21 protein-coding genes, 1 tRNA gene and 2 pseudogenes are annotated in these 23,562 nt (G+C 64.7%); 13 read left to right on the top strand and 11 right to left on the bottom strand.

From position 1 onward, the window contains the following. Positions 1-6 precede the first annotated feature (6 nt). The 5 genes and pseudogenes from ACFE7D_RS01085 to ACFE7D_RS01065 form a co-directional block, all read right to left on the bottom strand. Positions 7-639, bottom strand: coding sequence for a hypothetical protein (locus ACFE7D_RS01085; RefSeq protein ID WP_375393579.1), 633 nt, complete (start codon positions 637-639; stop codon positions 7-9). Positions 640-988: 349 nt separating this feature from the next. Further along, a pseudogene (gene leuA, locus ACFE7D_RS01080) lies at positions 989-2,644 on the bottom strand (2-isopropylmalate synthase); the annotation flags it as partial. 216 nt (positions 2,645-2,860) lie between these two features. Next, entirely contained in the window at positions 2,861-3,496 is a 636-nt protein-coding gene (locus tag ACFE7D_RS01075) for a YceI family protein (RefSeq protein WP_375393578.1), read from the bottom strand. 30 nt (positions 3,497-3,526) lie between these two features. Further along, on the bottom strand, positions 3,527-3,724 hold the full coding sequence (locus ACFE7D_RS01070; RefSeq protein WP_375393638.1) for a hypothetical protein: 198 nt from the start codon (positions 3,722-3,724) through the stop codon (positions 3,527-3,529). Between the two features lie 305 nt (positions 3,725-4,029). Beyond that, positions 4,030-4,332: pseudogene (locus ACFE7D_RS01065) on the bottom strand (glycosyltransferase family 2 protein); the annotation flags it as partial. Positions 4,333-4,586: 254 nt separating this feature from the next. Here ACFE7D_RS01065 and epsC point away from each other — a divergent pair. From epsC to ACFE7D_RS01045, 4 genes are read left to right on the top strand one after another with little or no spacing between them, the layout of a single operon-like run. Continuing rightward, on the top strand, positions 4,587-5,552 hold the full coding sequence (epsC, locus tag ACFE7D_RS01060; RefSeq protein WP_375393577.1) for a serine O-acetyltransferase EpsC: 966 nt from the start codon (positions 4,587-4,589) through the stop codon (positions 5,550-5,552). Continuing rightward, entirely contained in the window at positions 5,552-6,019 is a 468-nt protein-coding gene (locus ACFE7D_RS01055) for a gamma-glutamyl-gamma-aminobutyrate hydrolase family protein (RefSeq protein WP_375393576.1), read from the top strand. Before epsC ends, ACFE7D_RS01055 begins: the two co-directional genes overlap by 1 nt. Next, positions 6,010-6,363 carry a gamma-glutamyl-gamma-aminobutyrate hydrolase family protein gene (locus ACFE7D_RS01050; protein WP_375393575.1) on the top strand — a complete coding sequence of 118 codons (354 nt, stop codon included), beginning with the start codon at positions 6,010-6,012 and terminating at the stop codon, positions 6,361-6,363. The genes ACFE7D_RS01055 and ACFE7D_RS01050 overlap by 10 nt, the downstream gene beginning before the upstream one ends. 23 nt (positions 6,364-6,386) lie before the next feature. After that, on the top strand, positions 6,387-6,620 hold the full coding sequence (locus ACFE7D_RS01045) for a hypothetical protein (protein ID WP_375393574.1): 234 nt from the start codon (positions 6,387-6,389) through the stop codon (positions 6,618-6,620). 89 nt (positions 6,621-6,709) lie between these two features. Here the strand turns inward: ACFE7D_RS01045 and ilvC are convergent, their stop codons facing one another. From ilvC to miaA, 4 genes are all read right to left on the bottom strand, one after another. Continuing rightward, a complete protein-coding gene (gene ilvC, locus ACFE7D_RS01040) occupies positions 6,710-7,729 on the bottom strand; it encodes a ketol-acid reductoisomerase (protein WP_375393573.1) in 1,020 nt (339 codons plus the stop codon). Positions 7,730-7,883: 154 nt separating this feature from the next. Continuing rightward, complete coding sequence (gene ilvN / locus ACFE7D_RS01035; RefSeq protein ID WP_375393572.1) at positions 7,884-8,399, bottom strand: acetolactate synthase small subunit; 516 nt, start codon at positions 8,397-8,399, stop codon at positions 7,884-7,886. A gap of 135 nt (positions 8,400-8,534) precedes the next feature. Continuing rightward, on the bottom strand, positions 8,535-10,292 hold the full coding sequence (locus tag ACFE7D_RS01030; protein ID WP_375393571.1) for an acetolactate synthase 3 large subunit: 1,758 nt from the start codon (positions 10,290-10,292) through the stop codon (positions 8,535-8,537). Between the two features lie 60 nt (positions 10,293-10,352). After that, positions 10,353-11,291, bottom strand: coding sequence for a tRNA (adenosine(37)-N6)-dimethylallyltransferase MiaA (gene miaA, locus ACFE7D_RS01025; RefSeq protein WP_375393570.1), 939 nt, complete (start codon positions 11,289-11,291; stop codon positions 10,353-10,355). Between miaA and serB the strand changes: the two genes are divergently transcribed. Further along, a complete protein-coding gene (gene serB / locus ACFE7D_RS01020) occupies positions 11,284-12,165 on the top strand; it encodes a phosphoserine phosphatase SerB (protein WP_375393569.1) in 882 nt (293 codons plus the stop codon). The two genes, miaA and serB, sit on opposite strands and share 8 nt — an antisense overlap. A gap of 143 nt (positions 12,166-12,308) precedes the next feature. Here the strand turns inward: serB and ACFE7D_RS01015 are convergent, their stop codons facing one another. Further along, positions 12,309-13,271 (bottom strand): SPOR domain-containing protein, encoded by a 963-nt coding sequence (locus ACFE7D_RS01015; protein WP_375393568.1) that lies wholly within the window; start codon positions 13,269-13,271, stop codon positions 12,309-12,311. Positions 13,272-13,437: 166 nt separating this feature from the next. Between ACFE7D_RS01015 and ACFE7D_RS01010 the strand changes: the two genes are divergently transcribed. The 6 genes from ACFE7D_RS01010 (at position 13,438) to ACFE7D_RS00985 (ending at position 19,016) form a co-directional block, all read left to right on the top strand. After that, positions 13,438-14,151: an AAA family ATPase gene (locus ACFE7D_RS01010; RefSeq protein WP_375393567.1), complete on the top strand. Its 714-nt coding sequence runs from the start codon at positions 13,438-13,440 to the stop codon at positions 14,149-14,151. Beyond that, on the top strand, positions 14,151-14,744 hold the full coding sequence (locus ACFE7D_RS01005) for a hypothetical protein (protein ID WP_375393635.1): 594 nt from the start codon (positions 14,151-14,153) through the stop codon (positions 14,742-14,744). Before ACFE7D_RS01010 ends, ACFE7D_RS01005 begins: the two co-directional genes overlap by 1 nt. 11 nt (positions 14,745-14,755) lie before the next feature. Next, positions 14,756-16,021, top strand: coding sequence for an SPOR domain-containing protein (locus tag ACFE7D_RS01000; RefSeq protein WP_375393566.1), 1,266 nt, complete (start codon positions 14,756-14,758; stop codon positions 16,019-16,021). 200 nt (positions 16,022-16,221) lie between these two features. Then, on the top strand, positions 16,222-16,500 hold the full coding sequence (locus tag ACFE7D_RS00995) for a hypothetical protein (RefSeq protein ID WP_375393565.1): 279 nt from the start codon (positions 16,222-16,224) through the stop codon (positions 16,498-16,500). A 469-nt stretch (positions 16,501-16,969) separates the two neighbouring features. Then, positions 16,970-18,853, top strand: a complete 1,884-nt coding sequence (locus ACFE7D_RS00990; protein ID WP_375393564.1) for a methyl-accepting chemotaxis protein — start codon at positions 16,970-16,972, stop codon at positions 18,851-18,853. Positions 18,854-18,945: 92 nt separating this feature from the next. Beyond that, a tRNA-Gly gene (locus tag ACFE7D_RS00985) sits at positions 18,946-19,016 on the top strand. A gap of 266 nt (positions 19,017-19,282) precedes the next feature. Here ACFE7D_RS00985 and ACFE7D_RS00980 read toward each other — a convergent pair. Further along, a complete protein-coding gene (locus ACFE7D_RS00980; protein ID WP_375393563.1) occupies positions 19,283-21,724 on the bottom strand; it encodes a zinc-dependent metalloprotease in 2,442 nt (813 codons plus the stop codon). A 129-nt stretch (positions 21,725-21,853) separates the two neighbouring features. Between ACFE7D_RS00980 and ACFE7D_RS00975 the strand changes: the two genes are divergently transcribed. Together ACFE7D_RS00975 and ACFE7D_RS00970 are read left to right on the top strand one after the other, a co-directional pair. Then, positions 21,854-22,342, top strand: coding sequence for an Lrp/AsnC family transcriptional regulator (locus tag ACFE7D_RS00975; RefSeq protein WP_375393562.1), 489 nt, complete (start codon positions 21,854-21,856; stop codon positions 22,340-22,342). A gap of 369 nt (positions 22,343-22,711) precedes the next feature. Further along, the coding region (locus tag ACFE7D_RS00970) for a TonB-dependent receptor plug domain-containing protein (protein WP_375393561.1) at positions 22,712-23,562 on the top strand (851 nt) is incomplete at its 3' end.

Below are 23,562 nucleotides of genomic sequence, written 5' to 3'. Positions count from 1 at the left end.
GAGCCGCTAATGGGCTCGATCCACCGAAAGCTGCCGCGCGCACAGGCCATCCGGATGCCACATTTGGGTTAACGTCGTAGGTGGTTGGCTGGCATCGTGAAGGATAAGCGCGAAGCCTTGCCGGGGAATTGTACCGATCGCCATCAGAAGCATTGGCGGTCCTGCCTTGATCATCAAGCTGTTGCCCGGCCCTCGCCCGATCTTGACGCCGTCCGGCGTTTCCAGACAGGTATCACCGCTGACAGCGTAGAACGCTTCCGGGCCGGAGTGTACATGGAGCGGCGCCGTCGTACCGGGACTGAAGATCGACCGGAGATATTCAGCGGCATAGGTTGCGGCGGGTGCGACCGGAAGGGGCCCGACGACGGAGACGCGCTCACCGCCTTTGGATCGCCATCCAGCTTTTGCCAGCGTGAAAAGCCACGTCGATCCGAACGCTTCGACCACCACGCTGTCCGTCCCGCCGGCGCTTTGGGCAACGTTCTTCGACGCGAAACGGTCGATGTGCCAGAACACCGCGCCCTTGGGTAACGCCGATATCTGTCGATGGGCGAGCAGGCAGGCAGGGCCTGCTTCCTCGATCGTGCCGCACTGCCGCGTCGTTGCCTGCGCGCGTACCGCCGAAGGCAGTGCGGTCACTGCTATCGCCAAGAGCCCAACGAACATTGTCCGCATTTGCACACCCCGCGTCGTAAAGGCCATATGTATCATGCCGGCCTTTAATGCGTGCCACAAGAAGCGCGAACGGCAACTAGTGGGTAGAGGTCATGCGTCCGCTCCACCCCCGCAGTCGCGTCGCCCCGCTCCCCTCGCAATGTTGGATTTTCCGTGCGACCCCCGGCGGATGTCGATGATGCTCGTCTCACCGCGCACTGGCCTTCGAAACCCGTTTCGATTTTGCAGGGTGCGTTTCCGACCCCTGCATAGTGTCCACTTCGTCCACTTCCGAAGGTCGGGTATGCTCGCGCGGACGGTTGACGACGCCCGAGACCCGGTTCGCCGCGCTCAGGACCGCCCGCACGCTCGCGGTCGCGATGTCGGTGTCGAGCCCTACGCCGAACACCGTCCGCCCGTCCGCGGTCCGGCATTCCACATACGCCGCCGCCTGCGCGTCCGCGCCGTGGCCGATCGCGTGCTCGTTATAGTCCACCACGTCGAGAACCTGCCCCGTGCTCTCACCGAGCGCGGCGACCACACCCGAGATCAGGCCGTTGCCGCGTCCTGCGATCGATCGCTCCTCGCCGTCAACCGCGACCCGGCCGACGAACAGCCGCTGGCCGGCGGTGCCGCTTTCCTCGTAATCGCGCAGGACGAAACGGTCGGTGGGGCGCGGCAGGTACGTCGCCTCGAACCGGCCCCAGATGTCCCAGGCGTTCAGTTCGCGGCTGGTCTCGTCAGCGAGCGTCTGGACGTGGCGGCTGAAATCGGCCTGGAGCCGCTTGGGAAGCTTCAGCCCCTTGTCCTGTTCGATCACCCAGGCGACCCCGCCCTTGCCGCTTTGCGAATTGACCCGGATCACGGCTTCGTAGCTGCGGCCGAGATCGGCGGGATCGATCGGGAGGTAGGGAACCTCCCACAGCGTATCGTTGCGCGCCGCCTGCGCGCTGAAACCCTTCTTGATCGCGTCCTGATGGCTGCCCGAAAACGCGGTGAAGACCAGCTCACCCGCATAGGGCGTGCGCGGGTGGACGGGGAGGTTGGTGCAATAGGTGACGGTGTTGACGACCGCATCGATGTCGGACAAATCGAGGCCCGGATCAACGCCTTGCGTGTACATGTTCAGCGCCAGCGTCACGAGATCGCAATTGCCGGTGCGCTCGCCATTGCCGAGCAGGCATCCCTCGATCCGGTCCGCGCCTGCCATCAGGCCAAGCTCGGCCGCGGCGACGCCGGTCCCGCGATCGTTGTGCGTATGAAGCGACAGCAGCACGCTGTCGCGGTTCCGGATATGCCGCCCAAACCATTCGATCTGATCGGCATAGACGTTCGGCGTCGCGCATTCGACGGTGGCGGGAAGGTTCAGGATCAGCGGGCGTTCGGGGGTCGGCCGGAGGATATCCATGACCGCCTCGCAGACCTCGACCGAGAAATCGAGTTCCGCGGTGGAGAAGGTCTCCGGGCTGTATTCGAACCGCCAGTCGGTGCCCGGCCGCTTTGCCGCCTCGTCGCGCAGCACTTTGGCGCCATCGATCGCGATCTGCTTCACCTCCGCGCGGCTCATGCCGAACACGATGGTGCGCCAGGCCGGGCTGACCGCGTTGTACAGATGGACGATCCCGGTCTTCGCGCCGTCCAGGCTGGCGAAACTGGTTTCGATCAGGTCGCGGCGCGATTGGGTCAGGACCTGGATCGTGACGTCGTCGGGAACGCGACCGGAGGCGACGAGGCCAGTGATGAAGTCGAAATCCGTCGCGCCGGCGCTCGGGAAGCCGACCTCGATCTCCTTCAATCCGATCTTCACCAGCAGATCGAACAGCCGCGTCTTCTTCTCCGCATCCATCGGATCGACCAGCGCCTGGTTGCCGTCGCGAAGATCGGTGGAGAGCCAATGCGGTGCTTTGACGATGGTCCTCGACGGCCATCGGCGGTCGGGCAGATCGATCGGGGGGAAAGGACGGTATTTGGACGAAGGATCGCGCAGCATGGTTTTGGTCTCTCGGCAAATTCGGGAGCGGCAAAAACCCTCAGGCGCGATGTGCGGTGTCACCCGCACGGTCGGACGGCGCGCCTAAGGGCGCGTAAGTCGAAGGAACGAGAGGCGACGACGCGTCATATGGATAATATTACCCGGTCGCCACGCAGCTTGTCCAGTGCGGCCACACCGCCGGACGGTCGTGACTTCCCGGCGGTGTATCGGCGTTCACTGCTTCTCGAACGCCGCATTCACGATCAGCACGGTATCGTCCGACACCATCGGGACATATTTGGTGACGCCGAAGTCCGACCGCTTGATCGTGATCCGACCGAGAAAGCCGACCGACGCCTTCTTGCTCATCGGGTTGGTGCCGGCACCGAAGAAGCGGGCATATAATGCGACGGGCTTGGTCACGCCGTGGAGCGTCAACATACCCTCGATCATGGCACCGGGCCCCCGGGTATGAACCGCGGTCGATTTGAAGACCGCATCGGGATATTTCGCGGTGTCAAGCCAGTCGGCGCTGTTCAGTTCCTCGGTCAGCTTGCTGCTGGTGGTCTGGACGCTCCTGGTCGGGATCCTGACCGTGACCGTTGCGCTGTCGGGCTTTGCCGGATCGACCGTCAGCGTGCCGCTACCGCCCGAAAAGGTACCCGCGAACGGCGAGATGCCCATATGGCTGACGCTGAACGTCACCTGGGTATGGTAGGGCTCGACGGCATAAGTGCCGGCGGCAACGTCCGTCGGCGTACCGTTGCCATGGAGCTGATCGGGCGTCGCCATCTGTGCGGCGAGCGGGGCAGCACCGGCGCAGGACAATGCCAGCGTGGCGGCGAAAGCGGTGGTGAGCATGGTGCGCATGAAGATATCTCCCTGTTGACGACGTGCAGACTAGCCGCCTTCGATCGCGGCGGTAACGGAGGAAATCGGCAATGCTGCGTTTCCGGTGGCACGCTGGCCGATCGCAGGGCGCGACATGCTCGGCGTCTCGGCGCAGGCACGCTCGCGCAGATTGGCATTCGCCATTCCTCGCACCCGGAAGCGGCCCGCGAGGAACCGGTAGTCATGGCTGCGTCTGTCGCACGGCATGCAGATTGATCCGAGCAATCGCGCGGTGCGCCGATCTTGTGGACGTGCTGCATCAATTCGTGGTCGTCCAGCACCGAGGGCCATGCTTCCGCCCGTGGCCCGCCCGTGACGCGCAATGCCCCGGTACGAAAACACTGGCCGAAGGTACCCGTATGCGGCTGGCGCGGCATCAGCCGAGTGGCCAGCCGCTTGTGCCTGCGTCGCAACTGCCCGGCAGGCCGGCGGGGGCGGCACAGATATCGATCGCCATAGCGGCGACGATGCCCGGTCGGCGCAGCATCGCCTCCGCACGCAAGGTAATCGGACGGATACCAGGTGTCCGTATTCCACAAGGCGACCAACGGCGTATCGATCCGGTCGAACCCGGCTTTCAGCGCATGGCTCGGCCCAGGTCGCCCCTCGCGGACGAAAAGCGCGTCGATATGCGGTGCCGCGACCATCAGCGATCCGCACAGCGCCTCGGATCCATCGGTAGACGCGTTGTCGACCAGAATCGACTGAAACGAAACGCCGGCCTGCGCGATCGTCCGACCGATAAACGCGGTTTCGTTGTAACAGGACACGACGATCGACCAGCGCGGTTTGCCGCCATCGGTACGCACCACCATTTCCTTGCCCCACCCCCGTCCGATGGCATCTCTATAGCACGCTTTTTTGACTGACATATGTTCGCGTCACAAATTACGGCCGCATTTGGTTTCCCTCGATACTGGATACCGCACCGTCCGACAGGTGCCACTTTCACGACACGAAGGAATTCTTTCATATCCCAGGCGATTGGGGGAGTATGGTCCTGACAGGAGGGATCGGCCATGCCCCTGGATCATCTATTGCCGGCTATGTCCTGTGCTAGGGTCGGCGCGTGAGCGCGCTCACCATGGCGCGCCAGGCACCGTCGCCGTTCCTGGGTAATGCGGTCGAGGCATTGGCAGCCGCCCGAAGCGCATGGCGCGTGCGGAAGGACGAAAACCGGGACGTCGACAGTTTCCCGTCGCGCGCCATCCTCGCCGGTATTCTGGATGTTCTGTTTTCGGCGATCTATCCACGGCGCTTGGGAAGCTTCCGTGGTACTGGCGCCGCGGAAGACACATTCGTCGCTGCCAAGCTGATGAGCGCGTTCGCCGCGCTGGAGGGGCAGATCGCTGCCGAGTTCGGTTATTGGCAATACGAGTCGAGCCAGTCATTCGAGATCGACCAGCCGTCAACCGTCGTGCGCCTGTTCGGCGCGGCGCTTGGTGAGGTCCGGCGGCTGGTGGACAGCGATGTGGAGGCCGCGTTTCTCGCCGACCCGGCGGCGCGCAGCGTCGACGAGGTGCTGGTCTGCTATCCGGGCGCGATCGCCAGCCTCCACCACCGGGTCGCCCATCAACTCGACTCGCTCGGTGCGCCCATCGTCGCTCGAATCATTTCCGAACTGGCCAACGAGCGTACCGGTATCGACATTCACCCGGGGGCCAGGATCGGGTCGCATTTCTTCATCGATCACGGCACCGGTGTCGTCATCGGCCAGACGGCGATCATCGGGCGGCGGGTTCGGTTGTATCAACACGTGACGCTCGGCGCGGGATCGGCGTTCCGATCGGGTTCGACCGACACCATCGGTGGCAACGCGCGCCATCCGGTCGTCGGCGACGATGTCGTCATCTATGCCGGCGCTACGATCCTCGGACCCGTTAGGATCGGCGACCGGTCGATGATCGGCGGCAACGTCTGGCTGTTGTCCGACGTCGCGCCTGATACGGTCGTCGTTCAGCCGGAGGCAATTCAGTTGTCCGCCGGGGCCGGGACGGCGGTTCGCGACACGCTTGACCGCCGCGGAGGCCGGTGATGGCAGATCGTCGCCCCGTCGTCGGGTTGCTATGCTGCAACGAAATAGCGGGACGTGCAGTACAGGTCGTGGCCAGTCGGTTCCTCGAGCCGCTGTCGATGCTGACGGCCGCGACGGTGCTGTTGGTCCCGACCAGCAGCAACGCTGGCGACATCCTCGCGATCTCGCAGATCCTCGACGGCCTGTTGCTCACCGGATCGCGGTCCAATATCGCTGCGCGTCGCTATGGGGGCGACGCGCGAACCGTGCAGACGCTGGACGAGACGCGCGACGAAGTCGCACTGGCGCTTGCCGGACGCATGATCGAGGCGGGCAAGCCTGTCTACGGCGTTTGCCGTGGCTTGCAGGAGATCAATGTCCTGTTCGGCGGGACCTTGTCGAGCGAACGATGCGCGGGCCGGCATCATCTGGGCTCGTGGGAAACCGATATGAACGATTGTTCGATCACCGTCACGACGTGGTTCTGACGGACGGCGGGGCGCTATCGACCGCTACCAGGTCACGCCGACTGACGGTCAATTCGGTGCACGAACAGGGCATCGATCGGCTTGGGGGCGGGTTGTCGATCGAGGCATTGGCGACCGATGACGGTCTGATCGAGGCGATCTCGGCGAATCCATGCGGAGCCGATGTCCTGGCGGTGCAATGGCACCCCGAGTGGGACGCCGGACAATCGGCAGGAAGCCGCGCCTTTTTTGCGCTCTTGCGAATGGCGCTTCGGCACGGCACCGCCATTCGCCCCGGCCGGCCGCATGCAACCCCGTTTCTGCGTCCGCCACCCGCGACCGTTGCGTCGCTGCGTGGGCATTGATCTTTCAATACGGAGAATGGACCATGAAGAAACTGCTTGCCGTTACGTCGTTCCTGCTGATTTCGGCCATGTCCCTCGCAGCCTGCAGCAAGCATGATGCAGACGCCAACAATGCGGCGGTGAATTACGAATTGCTCAACGACGAAGGCTCAGCGGATACCAATAGCGTGGGCGATGGCATACTCAATTCGGACGGTGTGCCGCTCGACAATGCGTCGGTAGACAACGTGGCGACCGCACCGTCCAACGCGCTATAGGCTTGCCAACCGATACGCAGGCGAAGTGAAGCTCCCTGACGTAACCTCGGCCCGGCGGAAGACCGTCGGGCCTTTCTTTGTCGTGACGCTCAGTTCTTGCTTTTGTCCACCAGCGCGTTCTTCCCGATCCACGGCATCATCGCGCGCAACTCGGCCCCGACCTTTTCGATCGGGTGCGCGGCGGCGGCCTTGCGAGCGGCCTTCAGTTCGGGCTGGCCGGCGCGGTTGTCGAGGACGAAGTTCTTCACGAACCGGCCGCCCTGGATATCGGCAAGGACGCGCTTCATCTCCGCCTTGGTCTCCGACGTGATGATCCGCGGGCCGGTTGTGATGTCGCCATATTCGGCGGTATTGCTGATCGAATAGCGCATATTGGCGATGCCGCCCTCGTACATCAGGTCAACGATCAGCTTCACCTCATGGAGGCATTCGAAATATGCCATCTCCGGCGCGTAGCCCGCCTCGGTCAGCGTCTCGAACCCGGCCTGGATCAGGTGGGTCAGCCCGCCGCACAGCACCGCCTGCTCGCCGAACAGGTCGGTCTCGCACTCTTCGCGAAAATTGGTCTCGATCACGCCAGACCGACCGCCGCCGACACCCGACGCATAAGCGAGCGCGATGTCGTGCGCGTTGCCGCTCGCGTCCTTCTCGACCGCGATCAGGCAGGGGACACCGCCGCCGCGGACATATTCGCTTCGCACCGTGTGGCCTGGGCCCTTGGGCGCGATCATGATGATGTCGAGATCCGCGCGGGGCTCGATCAGCCCGAAATGTACGTTCAGCCCGTGCGCGAAGGCCAGCGCCGCGCCCTGCTTCATATGTTCGTGATAGGCGTCGGCATAGATCGCGGCCTGATGTTCGTCGGGGGCGAGGAACATGACGATGTCCGCCCATTTGGCGGCGTCCTCGTTCGACTTCACCGCAAAGCCCGCGTCGATCGCCTTCTTCGCGGTGGCGGAACTTTGCTTGAGCGCGATCGCGACTTCCTTGACGCCGCTGTCGCGCAGGTTCTGCGCATGGGCATGGCCCTGCGATCCATAGCCGACGATCGCGATCTTCTTGTCGGTGATGAGGTTCAGATCGGCGTCACGATCGTAATAGACACGCATTGGTTGTTCCTTTCTAGCTCCTCTCCAGCCGGGCGAGGATACGAAGACTTGGCGGCTTGCTGCCTAGTCGGAGTTGGTAAGGGCAGGGGCAGTTGCTGCCCTCACCCTTCCGCCGCTTTGCGGCTCCCTCCCTCTCCCGCCGGGAGAGGGAAATTCAGGCCGCCTCGCGCCCCCTTGCGATGGCGACGATGCCGGTGCGGGCGACCTCGACGAGGCCGACTTCCGCCATCAGCGCAACGAACGTATCGATCTTGTCGCGCCCGCCCGTTACCTCGAACACGAAGCTCGACGTGGTCGCATCCAGCACCCGCGCACGGTACACCTCGGCGAGGCGCAGCGCCTCGATCCGGTGGTCGCCGGTGCCCGCCACCTTCACCAGAGCCAGTTCGCGTTCGACGTGCGGGCCGGCGGCGGTCAGGTCAGTGACGGTGTGAACGGGGATCAGCCGGTCGAGCTGCGCCACGATCTGTTCCAGTACCGAGGGCGACGCGCTGGTGACGATCGTGATCCGGCTGACCGCCTTGTCCGCGGTGACCTCGCTGACCGTCAGGCTCTCGATGTTGTAGCCGCGCGCAGTGAACAGCCCGGCGATCCGCGCGAGGATCCCCGGCTCGTTGTCGACCACGACCGCGAGCGTATGCCGCTCGGCCTTTTCCTGCGTGATATGCATCTTCTCACTTCCTTCCCGCGAGCGGGAGGGGTCGGGGGTGGGCGCTCGACCTCCCAGAAGCTGTGAACCTAGAGGAGAGCGAGCGCCCACCCCCCGCTCCTCCCGCAAGCGGGAGGGGAGCGAAGAAGTTTGCCATCACACCAGCGCTTTCGCTTCGTCGTCCATGGTGCCCGACACCTCGTTCGCCTGGAGGATCATGTCGGTATGCGCAGCACCCGAGGGGATCATCGGGAAGCAATTGGCGAGCTGCGCTACGCGGCAATCGACGATCACCGGCCCGTCATGCGCCAGCATGTCCGCAATGCCGTCGTTCAGTTCGCGAGGGGCCGAGATGCGGATGCCCTTCCAGCCATAGGCCTCACCCAGCTTCACGAAATCGGGCAGGCTATCCGAATAGCTCTCCGCATAGCGACTCTCATAGGTCAGTTCCTGCCACTGGCGGACCATGCCCATATATTCGTTGTTCAGGATAAAGATCTTGACCGGCAGCCGGTACTGCGTCGCGGTGGCCAGTTCCTGGATGTTCATCTGGATCGATGCCTCGCCGGCGATGTCGATCACGAGCGCGTTCGGGTTGCCCAGCTGAGCACCGATCGCCGCGGGCAGCCCGTAGCCCATCGTGCCGAGGCCACCGCTCGTCAGCCACTTATTTGGCAGTTCGAACCCGAAATGCTGTGCGGCCCACATCTGGTGCTGACCGACCTCGGTCGTGATGATCGGATTGCGGGCATGCGTCGCCTCCCACAGCGCACGCACCGCGCGCTGCGGCATGATCGCGGTGCCGTCTTCCGGAAAATCGAGCGAGCCGCGTGCGCGCCAGCCGGCGATCCGCTGCCACCAATCGGCAGTATCGGGCTTGGGATGCTGGCGGCTCTTCCAGATGCGCACCGCATCCTCCAGCGCGTGGCCGACATCGGCAACGATCGGCAGGTCGATCCGGACCGTCTTGTTCATCGACGACCGATCGATGTCGACATGCACCTTGCGGCTGTTCGGGCTGAACGCGTCGAGCCGTCCCGTCACCCGGTCGTCGAACCGGCTGCCCAGCGCGACCACCAGATCGGCCTGGTTCATCGCCATGTTCGCTTCGTACGTCCCGTGCATGCCCAGCATGCCCAGCCATTGCGCGCTGGACGCAGGGAACGCGCCGAGGCCCATCAGCGTCGAGGTAACGGGCGCGCCGGTCAATCGGGCGAGTTCGCGCAGCAGCTGGCTCGCGCCCGGTCCCGAATTGATGACGCCGCCGCCGGTGTAGAGGACCGGCCGCTCGGCGGCGGCGAGCATGTCGACCAGCTGCTCGACCGCACCGCGATCGGCCTTAACCTGGGGGCGATACGTCTTGTGCTGGATCGGGCCGGGCTTCGTGTAGCGCGCCGTCGCGACCTGCACGTCCTTGGGGATATCGACGACCACCGGGCCGGGACGGCCGGAGGTCGCGATGTGAAACGCCTCGTGGATCACCGAACCGAGGCGCGCCGGGTCCTTCACGAGGTAATTATGCTTGCTGCAATGCCGGGTAATGCCGACGGTGTCCGCCTCCTGGAACGCGTCGGTGCCGATCAGCGCGGTCGGCACCTGGCCGGTGATGACGACCATCGGGATCGAATCCATCAGCGCGTCGGTGATGCCCGTTACCGCGTTGGTCGCGCCGGGGCCGCTCGTCACCAGCACGACGCCGGGCTTGCCGGTCGATCGCGCATAGCCTTCCGCGGCGTGGGTCGCGGCCTGTTCGTGGCGGACGAGGATGTGGCGCAGGCGGCCGCCCGCGGCGTTGTGGCGGAACAGCGCGTCGTAGATCGGCAGGACCGCGCCGCCCGGATAGCCGAAGACGACCTCCACGCCGAGATCGACGAACGCCTCGACCAGGATATCGGCTCCACTGCGTTCGGGCACGATAATACTCCAAAAACGACTGACACTGTCCAGAGCGAGCGCGCTAGCCGTCAAAAAATGTCACGTCAACCATCGATCCCGTAATAAAAGACCAATAGAACGGTTCATATCATTGTTTTCTGTCGATCTGAACCACCCTGTAGGTGTTTGATTGCGGAACCATGTCGCCTGGCGCTTCGCATAACGCCGCGTATCGTGTTGAAGCAACGCGAGAACCTCGTGTTCGGACAGGGTTCCGGCGATCCGTTCGCCGATCGCCGCCACGCCGATCGCGCGGCGGACGGGCGCGGCGGGGGCGATGTCCGGGCGGGCGAGCAGCGCCGCGACTTCGGCGTCCGCGCCCTGCGCCATCATCGCCACCGCCCGCGCATCGATCCGTTCGGCGAGCACCGCGCGGTCGGGGAGCAGCACCACGGCGCGCAAGTCGATCGAATCTCCGATCCCGCCGGCCCGCTCCGCCTGCCACGTCGCCAGCGGCCGGCCGGTCGATCGCACCACCTCCAGCGCGCGGGCGACCCGCGTCGTGTCCGCGGGGGCGAGGCGGATCGCGGCGGGCGGGTCCTCGACCGCCAGTAGCGCATGCGCGTCGGCGACGGGCAACGCGCGCACGGCCTCGCGGATCGCGGGATCGATCGCTGGTACCGGTGCGATGCCGTCGAGCAAGGTACGCAGATACATTCCCGTCCCGCCGACGATTACGGGCAACCGCCCGGCCGCGACCGTCTCGCCGATGACGGCTCGCGCTTCCGCCGCCCAGCGTGCAGCGGAATAGGTCGTATTGGCACCATCGACATGTCCGAACAGCCGGTGCGGGACGCGGCGCTCGTCGGCGGGCGAGGGGCGGGCGGTCAGGATGCGCAGGTCGCGATAGACCTGGCTGGCGTCCGCATTGACCACGCAGCCGTTCGCCTCCTCGGCGAGCCTGATCGCCAGCGCGGACTTGCCGCTCGCGGTCGGCCCTGCGATGAGCGCGACTCTGGGGAGATGAGCCTTGTTCATTACGACGCTGATAGCATCGGATTTGCTGTCGGCGGGCGATTTGTCGGCGGCGGCGGATCGGCTGGCGGCGGCGGGTTGCGCGCCGGGCGGAACGTCGTGGCTGGACGTAGATCACGCAGCAGATATCGGCTTCGCGAGCGATCCGGCCGCGGCGCGGTCCGCGCTGGAGCACGCGTTCGCCGGCGTCGATATCGTCGTTCAGCCCGTCGTCGGCCGGGAAAAAGCGTTGCTGATTGCAGACATGGATTCGACGATGATCACCGTCGAATGCATCGATGAGCTGGCGGATTATGCCGGGATCAAGCCGCAAGTTGCCGCTGTGACCGAGGCGGCGATGCGCGGCGAGCTGGACTTCGCCGCCGCGCTGGACGCGCGTGTCGCGCTATTGGCGGGATTGGCGGACGACGTTATCGATCGCTGCCTGGTGGAGCGGGTGCGAATCATGCCGGGGGCCGTCGCGCTGGTCCGCACGATGAAGGCGCGGGGGTGCCGAACGGTCCTGGTATCGGGCGGCTTCACGCGCTTTGCCGGGCCGGTCGGCGAGCGGATCGGGTTCGACCGGGTGATCGCGAACGAACTGCTGGTCGCGGACGGGCGGCTGACGGGGATGGTCGCGAAGCCCATCGTCGATTCGGTGACCAAGGAGCGGACATTGGTCGAGGAGCGCACCGCGCTCGGGATCGATCCCGCGGCTACGATGGCGGTGGGCGACGGTGCCAACGACCTCGCGATGATCGCCTTGGCGGGGCTGGGGGTGGCATATCGGGCCAAGCCTATCGTCGCCGCGGCGGCGGCCGCGCGGATCGATCATGGCGACCTGTCGACATTGCTTTACGCGCAGGGGATTTGTCGGGCGGATTGGATGGGCGAGTAGGCGCTTTGGTAGCGTACCGGGCTATCCTCACCCTTCCGGCGCTGCGCACCTCCCTCCCTCTCTTCCCAATGGGAGGAAAAACGCCGAAGGTGGCGAAGGGTGAGGACAGTGCGCAACGATCTCTAATAACGGCGAGGGGAGAGCTACGGCGCGACCACCACGCACGCCGTCCCCGCCGCAGCGCAGGCGCGCTGCGCGTCCGCCTTGCTCGCGAAACCGCCGGCCAGCAGTCGGGTGACCGTACCCGACTTGATGTAGGCGGGCTCCGCACCGGCCATGTGCCCGCGCGTCTTCGCCCATAAAGCCTCCGCGTTGCTCCGGTCGCGGAACGCGCCGAGCTGCACCCGCCAGCCGCCATGCGGCGGTTCGGCGCGGGGCGGTGCCGGGCGGGCGGCCGCGGCGGCGGCCACCGGGGCGGGGGTTGGGCGCACCGGTGGGTGGGCCGGCGTCGGCATGACCCGCGACGGCGGCACCTCGGTCTGGCGTACCGCGGGACGCGCTGCAACCAGCGCACCGTTGCCCGCAGGCCGCGGTACCGCGGCCGCCGGAGCGGCATATTGCTGCGCGAGCGCGGTGCCTTTCTCACGATCCGGCGGGGAGATATACTGGTCCATCTGCGCCAGCGTCTCGGAGGCCGACGGCAGACCCTGCGCGGCAGCTCTCGTCATCAGCGCATAGGCGCGCGGGTAATCGCGGCCGACGCCGTCGCCGTTGAAGAGCATCGTACCGAGGACAAGCTGAGCGCGTGGCTCGCCCCGCGCTACCGACTTTTCGAGCCAGGGCACCGCGTCGGACAGCTTATGATCCTGGTAGAGCGCAAGTCCGTAATTGTCCTGTGCCTGCAAATGGCCGTGCGTCGCGGCCTTCTGGAACCAGCTTTCCGCCTGCGCAGGGTCGAGCGCGACGCCGCGACCAAGCTTGTACGCCTGGCCAAGGTTGAACTGAGCATCCGCATCTCCGGCGACCGCCGGCCCGCGCCATTGTTCGACCGCCGCCTTGTAGTCGCCGCGGCTCCAGGCATCGACGCCACCCTTCACGTCCGCCGCCGCCGGTACCGCCAAGCTCCATGCCGCAATGCCTATCGCCGTAAGAATGACCTTGCGCATCGATCTACCCCAACTCGCCTAAACTGTCGTTCACCATGCCGATGTTCGTCGCGATTGGCAAAGGGTGCGTAGGTCGGCCCGCTCAAACGCGATCGTGCGCCGTTAACCTGTTCTTAGGCGTCTGTGTGGCAGTCCGATGTCTGGAAACCGGGAGGGTCGGGGGACTATGCGCGTTCTCGCGATGGCATCGCAAAAAGGTGGGTCGGGCAAGACAACCCTGTCCGGTCATCTGGCCGTGCAGGCGCAGCATGCCGGCGCGGGTCCGGTCGTGCTGATCGATATCGACCCGCAAGGATCGCTGTCCGATTGGTGGAACGAGCGCCAGACCGAATATCCAGCCTTCGCGCAGACCACTGTTGCGCGACTAGCTGCCGATTTGGAGGCGCTTCGCCAGAAAGGGTTCAAGCTCGCGGTCATCGACACGCCGCCTGCGATCACGATGGCGATCCAGAGCGTCATCCAGGTTGCCGAACTCGTCGTCATACCGACGCGCCCCAGCCCGCACGATCTGCGCGCGGTGGGTGCCACGGTCGATCTGTGTGAGCGCGCGGGCAAGGCCGCGATCTTCGTCGTCAACGCCGCAACGCCCAAGGCGCGGATCACCGCCGACGCCGCCGTCGCGCTGTCCCAGCACGGCACCGTCGCGCCAATCACGATCCACCACCGCGTCGACTTCGCGGCGTCGATGATCGACGGCCGAACGGTGATGGAGGTCGATCCGGCCAGCCGATCGGCTGCTGAGGTCGTCGCGCTGTGGGGCTATATCGCAGACCGGCTCGAAAAGAATTTCCGTCGCACCGTCTTCAGTGTGCCCAACGCACCGGCCGGACACGGCAATCGTACGGCGAATGGCGGCTTTGGCCGCCGGGTGGTCGCGTGATGCGCGGACAGCCGGCGAGCGGGCTTGCAACCCTTTCCTCGGGGCTGTTGGCGCGCAAGGGGCAGGCGCGTCCGGCGATGCGATCGCAGGGCTATGGCGGGCAGGGGTTCGACGCGTTCGGCGCTCCCGCGCATCCGCTGGAAGACCTTGGCTGGAACGATATGGGTCAGGCCGACAAACCGACCGATCGGGACATCGTTGCACAGCATCTGGAGGGTGCATCGGAGCTGGTCATTCCCGCAATACCGCTTCCCGCGGTCCTGGTCGAACGCGCCGCGCTGGCAGCCGAGATCGCGCCCGATCCAGCGCCGCCCGCGGCCGAACCGTCCGTCGCCGGATCGCTGGTCGCGGTGAAATCAATTTCCGTCCCGACCGCCGCGCGGTTGCGGCGCGAAACGACGCATGCGGGCAAGTCCGCTTTCACCTTGCGACTCGACGCCGATCGCCATCTGCGGATGCGGCTGGCCAGTGCGATCACCAATCGGTCGGCGCAGGCGCTGTTGGCGCAGGCACTCGATCAACTCCTGTCGACGCTGCCGGAGGTCGAGACTCTCGCCGTGCAGCTTCCCCCGGCCAAAGGTCGGATCAAGTGAGGACTTTCGCGATGAATACCCGCACGCTGCTGCCGATCGCTCTTTCCGCGTTGATGCTTGGGGGTGCCGCCGGAGGCTTCGGCATCGCATCTGCAAGTGATCACGCAACCGATGCCGCGGCCGAGGATGCGGTGCAAGATGCCGCGCGGGCCGAAAAGGCATTGGCGCGGCACGACGGCCCCGGCGCGGTCGGATTGGCCGAAAGCGCGGTTGGTGCCGCGCCGCGCGACGTCGCATACCGGCTGCTGCTGGCCCAAAGCTATATCCAGGCGGGCCGTTTCGCCTCCGCGCGCCAAGCTTATGCCGACGTGCTCCGGCTGTCGCCGGGTAACGGCAAGGCCGCGCTGAACCAGGCGCTCGCTACGATCGCGACCGGCGACTGGCAGGCGGCGCGCGCGCAACTGGCGGATCACGCCGATATCATCCCCGTCCGCGACCGTGGCCTTGCGCTCGCGCTGGCCGGCGACACGCAGGGCGCGATAACGCTACTGACGACATTGGTTCGTTCGCCCGCTGGCGATGCGAAGGCACGCCAGAACCTCGCGCTCAGCTTCGCGTTGGCGGGACAATGGCAGGCGGCGCGTCTCGTCGCCGGAATGGATCTGGCCGGCGATCAGCTCGATAGCCGCCTGCAGCAATGGGCCAGCTTTGCGCAGCCCGCCGCGGCGTCGGACCAAGTAGCGACCCTGCTCGGCGTGCATGCGACGGTCGACCATGGTCAGCCGGTCGCGCTGGCGCTGAACGTGCAGACGCCTCCGGCCGCGGTCGCAGCGGTTGCACCTTCCCCGGTCGTGGCGAGCGCGCCGGTCGAGCCGATACCGGTCGCCGCATCGACGACCGTAGCAGCCACCGCCACAGCCGGTACGGTTTTCGGGCCACGTAGCGAAGTCGTGCAGAGCCTGCCCGTCGTCACGATCCCGGCGATGAAGGGCGCAACGAAGGTCGCCGCAGCCCCGTCGCTGGGCCGCACCATCGCGAAGGGTCCGTTCGTGGTACAGATCGGCGCGTTCGCGAATGCCGGAGTTGCCAAGGATGCCTGGGGCCGCGCGCGGCATATGCTCGGGGATATGGGGTCGCGCATCCCGCAGGGCATGACCTTTGCGGCCAAGAGCGCCACCTTCTATCGTCTGTCGGTCGGGGGCTTCGCGCGCGCCGACGCGAATGCGCTGTGCGACCGCTACCGTGCGCATGGTGGCGCGTGTTTCGTTCGCAAGGATGCCGGCGACCGGGTCGCGCAATGGGTTGCTAAGCCGAACACGCAGATCGCATCGCGGTAATCTGCCAGTCGAGACTTTGACGTGATGCCATCGTCGAAGGTCGATGCTATCTCGCGGTCCTGCCTGGACGCCCGACGCTGTGCACCGCGGGCGTTCGCCGCGTAATTGCTGGTCCGCTGCTGCAAGGCGGAACCGTTTGATCCCTGCGGCGTCTAGCCCGAGCCTCACGGGACAATGACACGACTTGGGGAGACGATCATATGGCTGCGAACCGCCTCGACATCGACAACGCGACGATCCTCGACAATATCGAGGAGCAACAGGTCGAATTTGCCGCGGAGGTCGACGGCGACGAATATGAATTCGCGGTGCAATATGACGTGCTGGAGGCGCTGAGCGGCGATCGGCCCGACGCCGACGACAGCGCCATCGACATGTTCAATCGGTTCATCGATCCCATCACCGATGCCTCGCTTGCCGCGCTGGCGCGCGACGACGACGCCGCGCTGATCGTGGTGAGCGAGAACGATCTCGAATAATCGGGACGATCTGACAGCCCCGGCATCGGCGTCACTCTCTCCAAACGACATTATACCGGGTTAATATCGCGCGAACGGGCACGCTTCTCTGCACCCGCGAAGTCATGTTATCTGCACGTCGTCATCGGTTACGCGCAACGATAGGAAAACCATGCGATCATACGACGAAGCGCTTCGTCATTTGCTCGAACCGGACCGCCTCAGGGAAGCGGCGGATGAAACGCTTTTTCTGGCACAGCTTGCTGCCCCGATCGATTTCCTGATGCGCCGGTTGGCGGCACCGTCTCACGAGTCGGTGCCGCCTAACGAAATGGCACCATAACCGCGTTGTGGGTAGCAGCCACGATCGAACCCGACACAGGGTTGACTTCAAGTGGCTGCAATTGTTTTTTCCAAGCAGACACGCTCGTCGAAAACAGGAATTTAACCAAGACGTGATACTGACGTAGCGCAATTTGATTGGGCTACGATGCTTCAGACCGAAACGGATGCGCATGAGCCGGGCCTGGACCTGGCATCGAGAACGCCGACGCCTCCACGGGCGGGGGGCGATATCGACTTTCGCGTTCTCGCGGACAACCTGCCCGTGCTGTGCTGGATAGCCGACGTGGATGGTTCGAACGTATGGTGTAACCGCCGCTGGCACGACTATTGCGGAACGACGCCCGCCCAGACGGAAGGGTCGGGTTGGACATCGGTGCATGATCCGGCAGCCCTGCCGAATGTCATGCGCAATTGGCAGGCGGCAATCGCGGCTGGTACGCCGTTCGAACAGACCTTTCCTTTGCGCGGGCATGACGGCGTCTTCCACCCGTTTTTGACGCGTGTCGTTCCTCACCGCGATCCCGACGGCACGATCCTTCGTTGGTTCGGCACCAATATCGACATGAGCGGCCAATGCGAGCTCGAAGACGAACTGCGGTCGAGCGAGGAGAAACAGCGCCAGCTCAATCAGATGCTGGAGGCGCGGGTTCGTGGCGCGGTCGACGACATCGCCAATAGCTGCGGCGCGGTCGCGATCGGTGCAACGGATGCGTTTGGCCATCTGAAGCGGGTGTCCAACAGTATCGATGATCAGCGCCGGACGCTCGCTGCGCTCGATTCGGTCGCCACCGCACTGTCCAACGAACAGCGAACCAGCGCGCAATCCTCCGCCGACGGACTGCGCGTGGCTGAAATGTCGTTGGACAATGCGCAGACGGGCGCACGTCTGGTGGGCAGCGCGATCCAAGATTTCGCCGCGTTGACCGAACTGGTCGTTCAACTGGGCGAGCGGATCGCGCGGTTTTCCGGCGCGATGGGTGCCGTGCAGCACGCAACCGCGGAGATCGACGGGCTTGCCCAGACGACCAAGGTCCTTTCGTTGAACGCGACGATCGAGGCTGCGCGGTCGGGGGGCGGCGGTGCCGCCTTCGCCGTGGTCGCGGACGAGATGAAGCGGCTGGCGGGCAGCACGCGCGCTGCCAACGACCGGATCGAAACGAGCATTTCGTCGCTGTATCAGGAGGCGCAGACGATCACCGCCGAACTGCAATCGGGCGTCGATCGCGCCCGCAGCGCGCAATCGCAGTTCGGCGCGGTCGATGGCGTCATGGACGAGGTTACCCGGCTCGCCGAATTCGTCCGCGCGCAGGCCGAAAGTACCGCGCATTCCAGTTCGGTGGTGCTGCAGGGGATCGATCGGATGGCCGACGGTCTCGCCGGGTTCATTGCCGATGCGAAGACCAACGGCGTCCGGCTTGGCGAGGCCGCGACCCGGGTCAATACGCTTGAGGCATTGGCGAACGGGATGTTCGACCGGATGGTGACCGGGGGATTTTCCGCCAACGACCAGTCCTTCGTCGATGTGGCGATCCGCGGGCGAGACGCGGTCCGGCGCGTGGTCGAGGCGGCACTCGGTCGCGGTGAACTGCGCGCGGAGGATGTTTTCGACACGGCCTACCGGCCGATCGAAGGGTCGAGCCCGCCGCGGTTCGACAACTGGTTCAACGCGTTTGCGGACGTGCATATCCGCCCGATCCTGGACGAGGTCGCGCGCGATCACGACCGTGTGGAAGGAACGGTGTGTTCTGACATGAACGGCTATCTCGTCACGCACCAGTCATCGCGCTCGCTGACCCCGCGTACGGGCGATCACGAATGGAACGACCTGCATTGCCGCAATCGGCGTATTCTGATGGATGCCGCGACCGCCCGTGCCACCGCCAGCGACGCGCCGTTCATGATGTCGGTCTACCAGATCGATCGCGGGATCGATCCCGTCCTCATAAAGAGCGTCTACGTCCCGTTATATTTCAATGGCCGCCGCTGGGGCAATTTCGAGGTCGCCTATAACGGTGCGCTGACGGAATGACCGCAGAACGGTAGGCTCGGCGGTCTCACCCACGGTCCGCAATGTCTGTTGACCCGGGCGCGATGCTTGTGGCAGTCGGTTGACGGCGTTTCGCGGGTGTAGCTCAATGGCAGAGCAGAAGCTTCCCAAGCTTACGACGAGGGTTCGATTCCCTTCACCCGCTCCCGGTCAAACCCTATGAGCACCGCTCGAACCGTCTTCGGCGCCGACGGTCTGCGCTGATCGCTTGCTGTCCGACAGGCTTCGGAAGAGATCGGCGGAAAGCGGAGCAGGATCCATCTCAACAAATCACTCAAATACGCTGCTGCTGGGTCTTCATTCCATTCGCCTCGAACACTTGCTTTGCCGCTACCGCAACGATTGGTCTTGCGATTTGCGAGCACGGTGCCGCCGCTACTTAACGAGACTCTTAAGGAGTCGCATTATTCCTCAGATCGGCATGCCGGGCGGGATCGTAGGGGTGGAGCGCCCGCTTTTGCCGATCTCGCGCTCCAAGGTGGCGTCGTCGCGCAACAGGTCGGCGGTGCCGCGGCACCAGGCGGCATCCTCGCCGTCCCCCTTCGCCGCGGCGAAGCGAGTTGCGAGCGCGCCCAGGCGGCCGCTCAGCACCGCGGCGACATCGATCGACGTCGTCGGATCGCGGCGGGTGCGGGCCATCTCCAGAATGGTGCGATGGGCCACGCGCCGCTCGACCGCGGTGCACCGGGTGTCGATGACGGCCTTCGAAAGCGCGTCGAGTATCTCGTCCAATCCCGGTAGCGCCGTATCCTGGCTATGCTGGAGATACACCCGGGCGAGCCGCGATGGCGCCAATAGCGTATCGAGCGTGACCTGTGCGGCGACGTCGGCCGCGACCAGCGGATCGAACACCGATGCGCCGGCCGTGTCGAACACCTCGGTATCGAATTGCGGATCCTCCCGGCCGTTCACACCCGAAGAGAGTTGTAGCGACACCGCCGTGGGAATGGTCAGCGCCTTGGCGGACAGCGTATCGATCAGCCCATCCAGCGCCGCGCGCTGCCTGGCGGCGGCGACGGGCGTCGGCGTTGGGCTAGCGCCGCCGACGATCGCGTAGCGATAGTCGATGCCACCGATCAGCTTGCCGACGGCGGCTACTTCGTAGCGATGGAGTAGCCAGACGGGCGCGAACTTGCGGCGCAGATCGGACAGGGGTTCGCCCGCACGCAGTACCCCCGGCCCGAAATTGGCGAGCGCCACGCGCCGCACCGCCATCACGCGCGCGAGATCGGGCGCCTCATCGGTACCGTCGGTCCACATATTATCGCCCGGAACACCCAGATCCGGATTGCGTCCGTCGATGTCGGTCAGATAGTGCAGGCCCGCCGCCTCCACCGCGGCCGCCTTGCGCGCGGCATCGGCATCCGGATCGATGCCGGGCGGGGGTCGTCCGTAAAGCCAGTCCACGGTGAACTTGTCCCATGGTCCGATCCCGGTCGCATACGCGTCGGACAGGTCGATCCTGCCGTCGGTCAGCGTCATCCGCGCGAAGGGATAGTCCATGACCGAGGTGCGCCCCTGCGTGCTGCCCGCGAAATTGTGGACGAAGCCGATCGCATGGCCGACCTCATGCGCGCCCAGCTGGCGGATGCGTGCCAGCGAGACGCGGATGGGATCGTTGGCGGTTCCGGTATTGTCGCCAGCGGTGCCGACCAGCCCCTCGAACAGGATGATGTCCTGCCGCAACCGCAGTCCTTCAAGCACGACGTTGCCCTTGACGATCTCGCCCGTCCGGGGATCGATCACGCCGCCGCCATAGGACCAACTGCGCGTCTGCCGCTCCGTCCAGTTGACGATGTTGTAGCGGACGTCCTGTGGATCCATGCCGGGTTCCAGGATTTTAACTTGGAAGGCATCGATGTAGCCCGCCGCATCGAACGCCTGATTCCACCAAGCCACCCCCTCTGCTAAAGCGCTGCGGATCGGTTCGGGTGCGCTGTTGTCGATGTAGAAGACGATCGGCTTGCGCACATGCGAGCCTGCCGTACCCGGATCGATCTTGTCGAGGCGGAAATGGTTGGCATATTGCCGCATCACGTCATCGCCGAGCGGCGTACCGAAATCATAGACCTGCGTCGCGTGCGTGCCGGACCGGATATCGAAGCGCCGCGGCAGGAAGCCGGGTGCCGGCAGCCGGACGAACGAGTGGTGGACGGTGAAGCTCACCTGCCGGCCGTCGGGCGCGATCGTATCGACCTCCTTGCCCGGCGTTTCGGAGGCATAGGTCTGTACCGCCTCCATCTCGATATTGTCGGGAAAGACCTTCACTGCGCCGGGATCGGCTGCACTGAGGCTTTCGACCAGCCGGAACCCCTTGACCGCGCCGTTCAGCGCACCGGCAATGTTCATCGTGTCATGCGTCAGCAGGGGCGCGATGTTGATCGTCGTGTCGCCTGACGGATCGACCGAAACGGTATCGACGATGGCGATCACGCTGTAGGGAAAGCTCTCGCGCACGCCCCGTTGGGCATCGCCATCGCCGGCCGCGGTGTATCGCGGGTTCTCGAAGACGATTGCGACCTTCTTGCCGAGTCGTCGGAACGCGAGAACCTGCGTCGGCCCGAGCATGCCGTGATCAAGACGGATCGGTGCGGATCCCAGCCCTGTCTTGAGCGTGGCGGAATAAAGGAACCGCCCCATCGTCCCGTCTGCACCCACGGGGGGCAGCGTCACGAGGATTTTCCCGTCCGCCGAATCCACGCGAACCGGTAGCAGCGTGCCGTCGGCAGAGGGCCGCGCAGCCGCTGCCTGCGCCACCGCATCCTGCGCGCCGACGATGGCTGCCGCTACGATTGCCAGCGCCGTCCCGATGCGCAGCGTCAGTCCGCATCTCCGCCGTGATATCCGCATCATTGTCTGGCCCCTCGTACGATCGAATACCTATCACCTGCAGGCTAGTATGAACGACGTTGCGGTTCCCGTCATTATCGATCATCGAAACGGCTATATCGCAGCATTCATGCCAGCGGTGGAGCCGATCCGATGGAAAACCATTTTGAAGCGATCGATCAGACTGATCTTCGCATCATGCGCGAACTCACGCTTCAGGGCCGTGCGTCGGACGTGACGATCGGAGAGCGTGTCCATTTGTCGAGTACCGCCGCCGCACGCCGCCGCAAAATCCTGGAAGAAAATGGCGCGGTTAAAGGCTATACGGCTGAACTCGATCTCAACCGGCTTGGCTACGGGATCGTGGCGATCGTCAGCATCGAACTGCGGTCGCAGGCGGAGCACGTGCTCAACGAATTCGAAGCCGCCGTCATCCGCTGTCCCTCGATGACCTATTGCAGCTTCGTTTCCGGCGACACCGACTTCATGATGATGGTGCATGTGCGATCGTTCGAAGACTACGACCGCGTCTATCGCAGCGAATTGTCCACGTTGCCGCACGTCGCCAAGATCCGCAGCAGCTTCGTGATGCGTGAAGTTACGCAGCGTGGCGTGCCACCAGTGGTATTCTACGGCGCTTAACGCGATCGATCCGCGTCTTGAAGACCGATTCTCAGTGCCATTTTGTCGGTCATCGATGAATTCGGTCACGATTATGGCATTCCATATATCTATCGTGCGTGAGCGTTCGGCAATTGATCGAATTTTGATGAGAAACGACAATCCGATTGGTGTATCAAACGTTCGTCTCAAGAGATCGGTGCGTAATAAAATGCGCCTAATACCCGACCTTGTGATGGGATGATGCCAAATCGCATATTATGGCATCGCTGGTTGAGCGGACACGTTGGCAACCGATTACGTTTCGGGAACCTGCCCCGCCGAGCCGAACCGGAGAGGATCGCCCAGGGTTGAATGGACGGTCAAAGGGGGTCGGCAATGATAACGATGATGGTAGGATCGAAAGCCCGCGGTACACTGCTGGCGACGGCCGCCGTGATGGCGCTGATGCTCGGTACTAACGCGGCTGCGCAGACCGCGCCGGTGTCGGCAGACGCAAAGGCCGGGCCACCCGAGACGACGGCCAGCGAGGATCAAGCCGGGGGGGCTACCGACATCACCGTAACCGGCAGCCGGATCGTGCGCGACGGCTATAGCGCGCCGACGCCCGTCACCGTGCTGGGCGCCGCGGATATCGCCGCGCAGTCGCCGGCCAATATCTCGGACTTCGTCAACCAGTTGCCGGCGATCACCGCGGGCGGCAGCACGTCGTCGAACAGTTCGGGCAGCCTGTCGAACGGGATCGCTGGCATCAATTCGGTCAACCTGCGCGGGCTCGGCGTTGGTCGCACGCTGGTGCTGCTCGATGGCCAGCGATCGGTCGCATCCGCGGTGAGTGGCGTCGTCGACATCAATACCTTTCCGCAGGACCTGATCGAACGTGTCGAGGTCGTGACCGGGGGCGCGTCGGCGCAATATGGCTCTGACGCGGTCGGCGGTGTCGTCAATTTCATCCTCGACAAGAAGTTCAAAGGCTTCAGGATATCGGCCGACGAAGGCCTTACGACCTATGGCGACGGCCATAATTACAAGATCGATGCGAGCGTCGGGCTGTCACTGCTGGGCGACCGGCTGCATGTCCTGCTTAGCGGCGAATATTTTCATCAGGACGGCGTCGACACGATCGCGCGCGACTGGAATGGCAGCGGCTATTTCCAGATCAACAACCCGGCCTATACCCCGACCAACGGCCTGCCGCAGCGCATCGTTGATCTGCTCGAAGGCGAATCACTCGTCAACGA

Origin of the sequence: uncultured Sphingomonas sp., assembly GCF_964244235.1 — a bacterium.
Classification (GTDB): domain Bacteria; phylum Pseudomonadota; class Alphaproteobacteria; order Sphingomonadales; family Sphingomonadaceae; genus Sphingomonas.
This window is presented reverse-complemented; position numbering and strand designations above follow the sequence as displayed.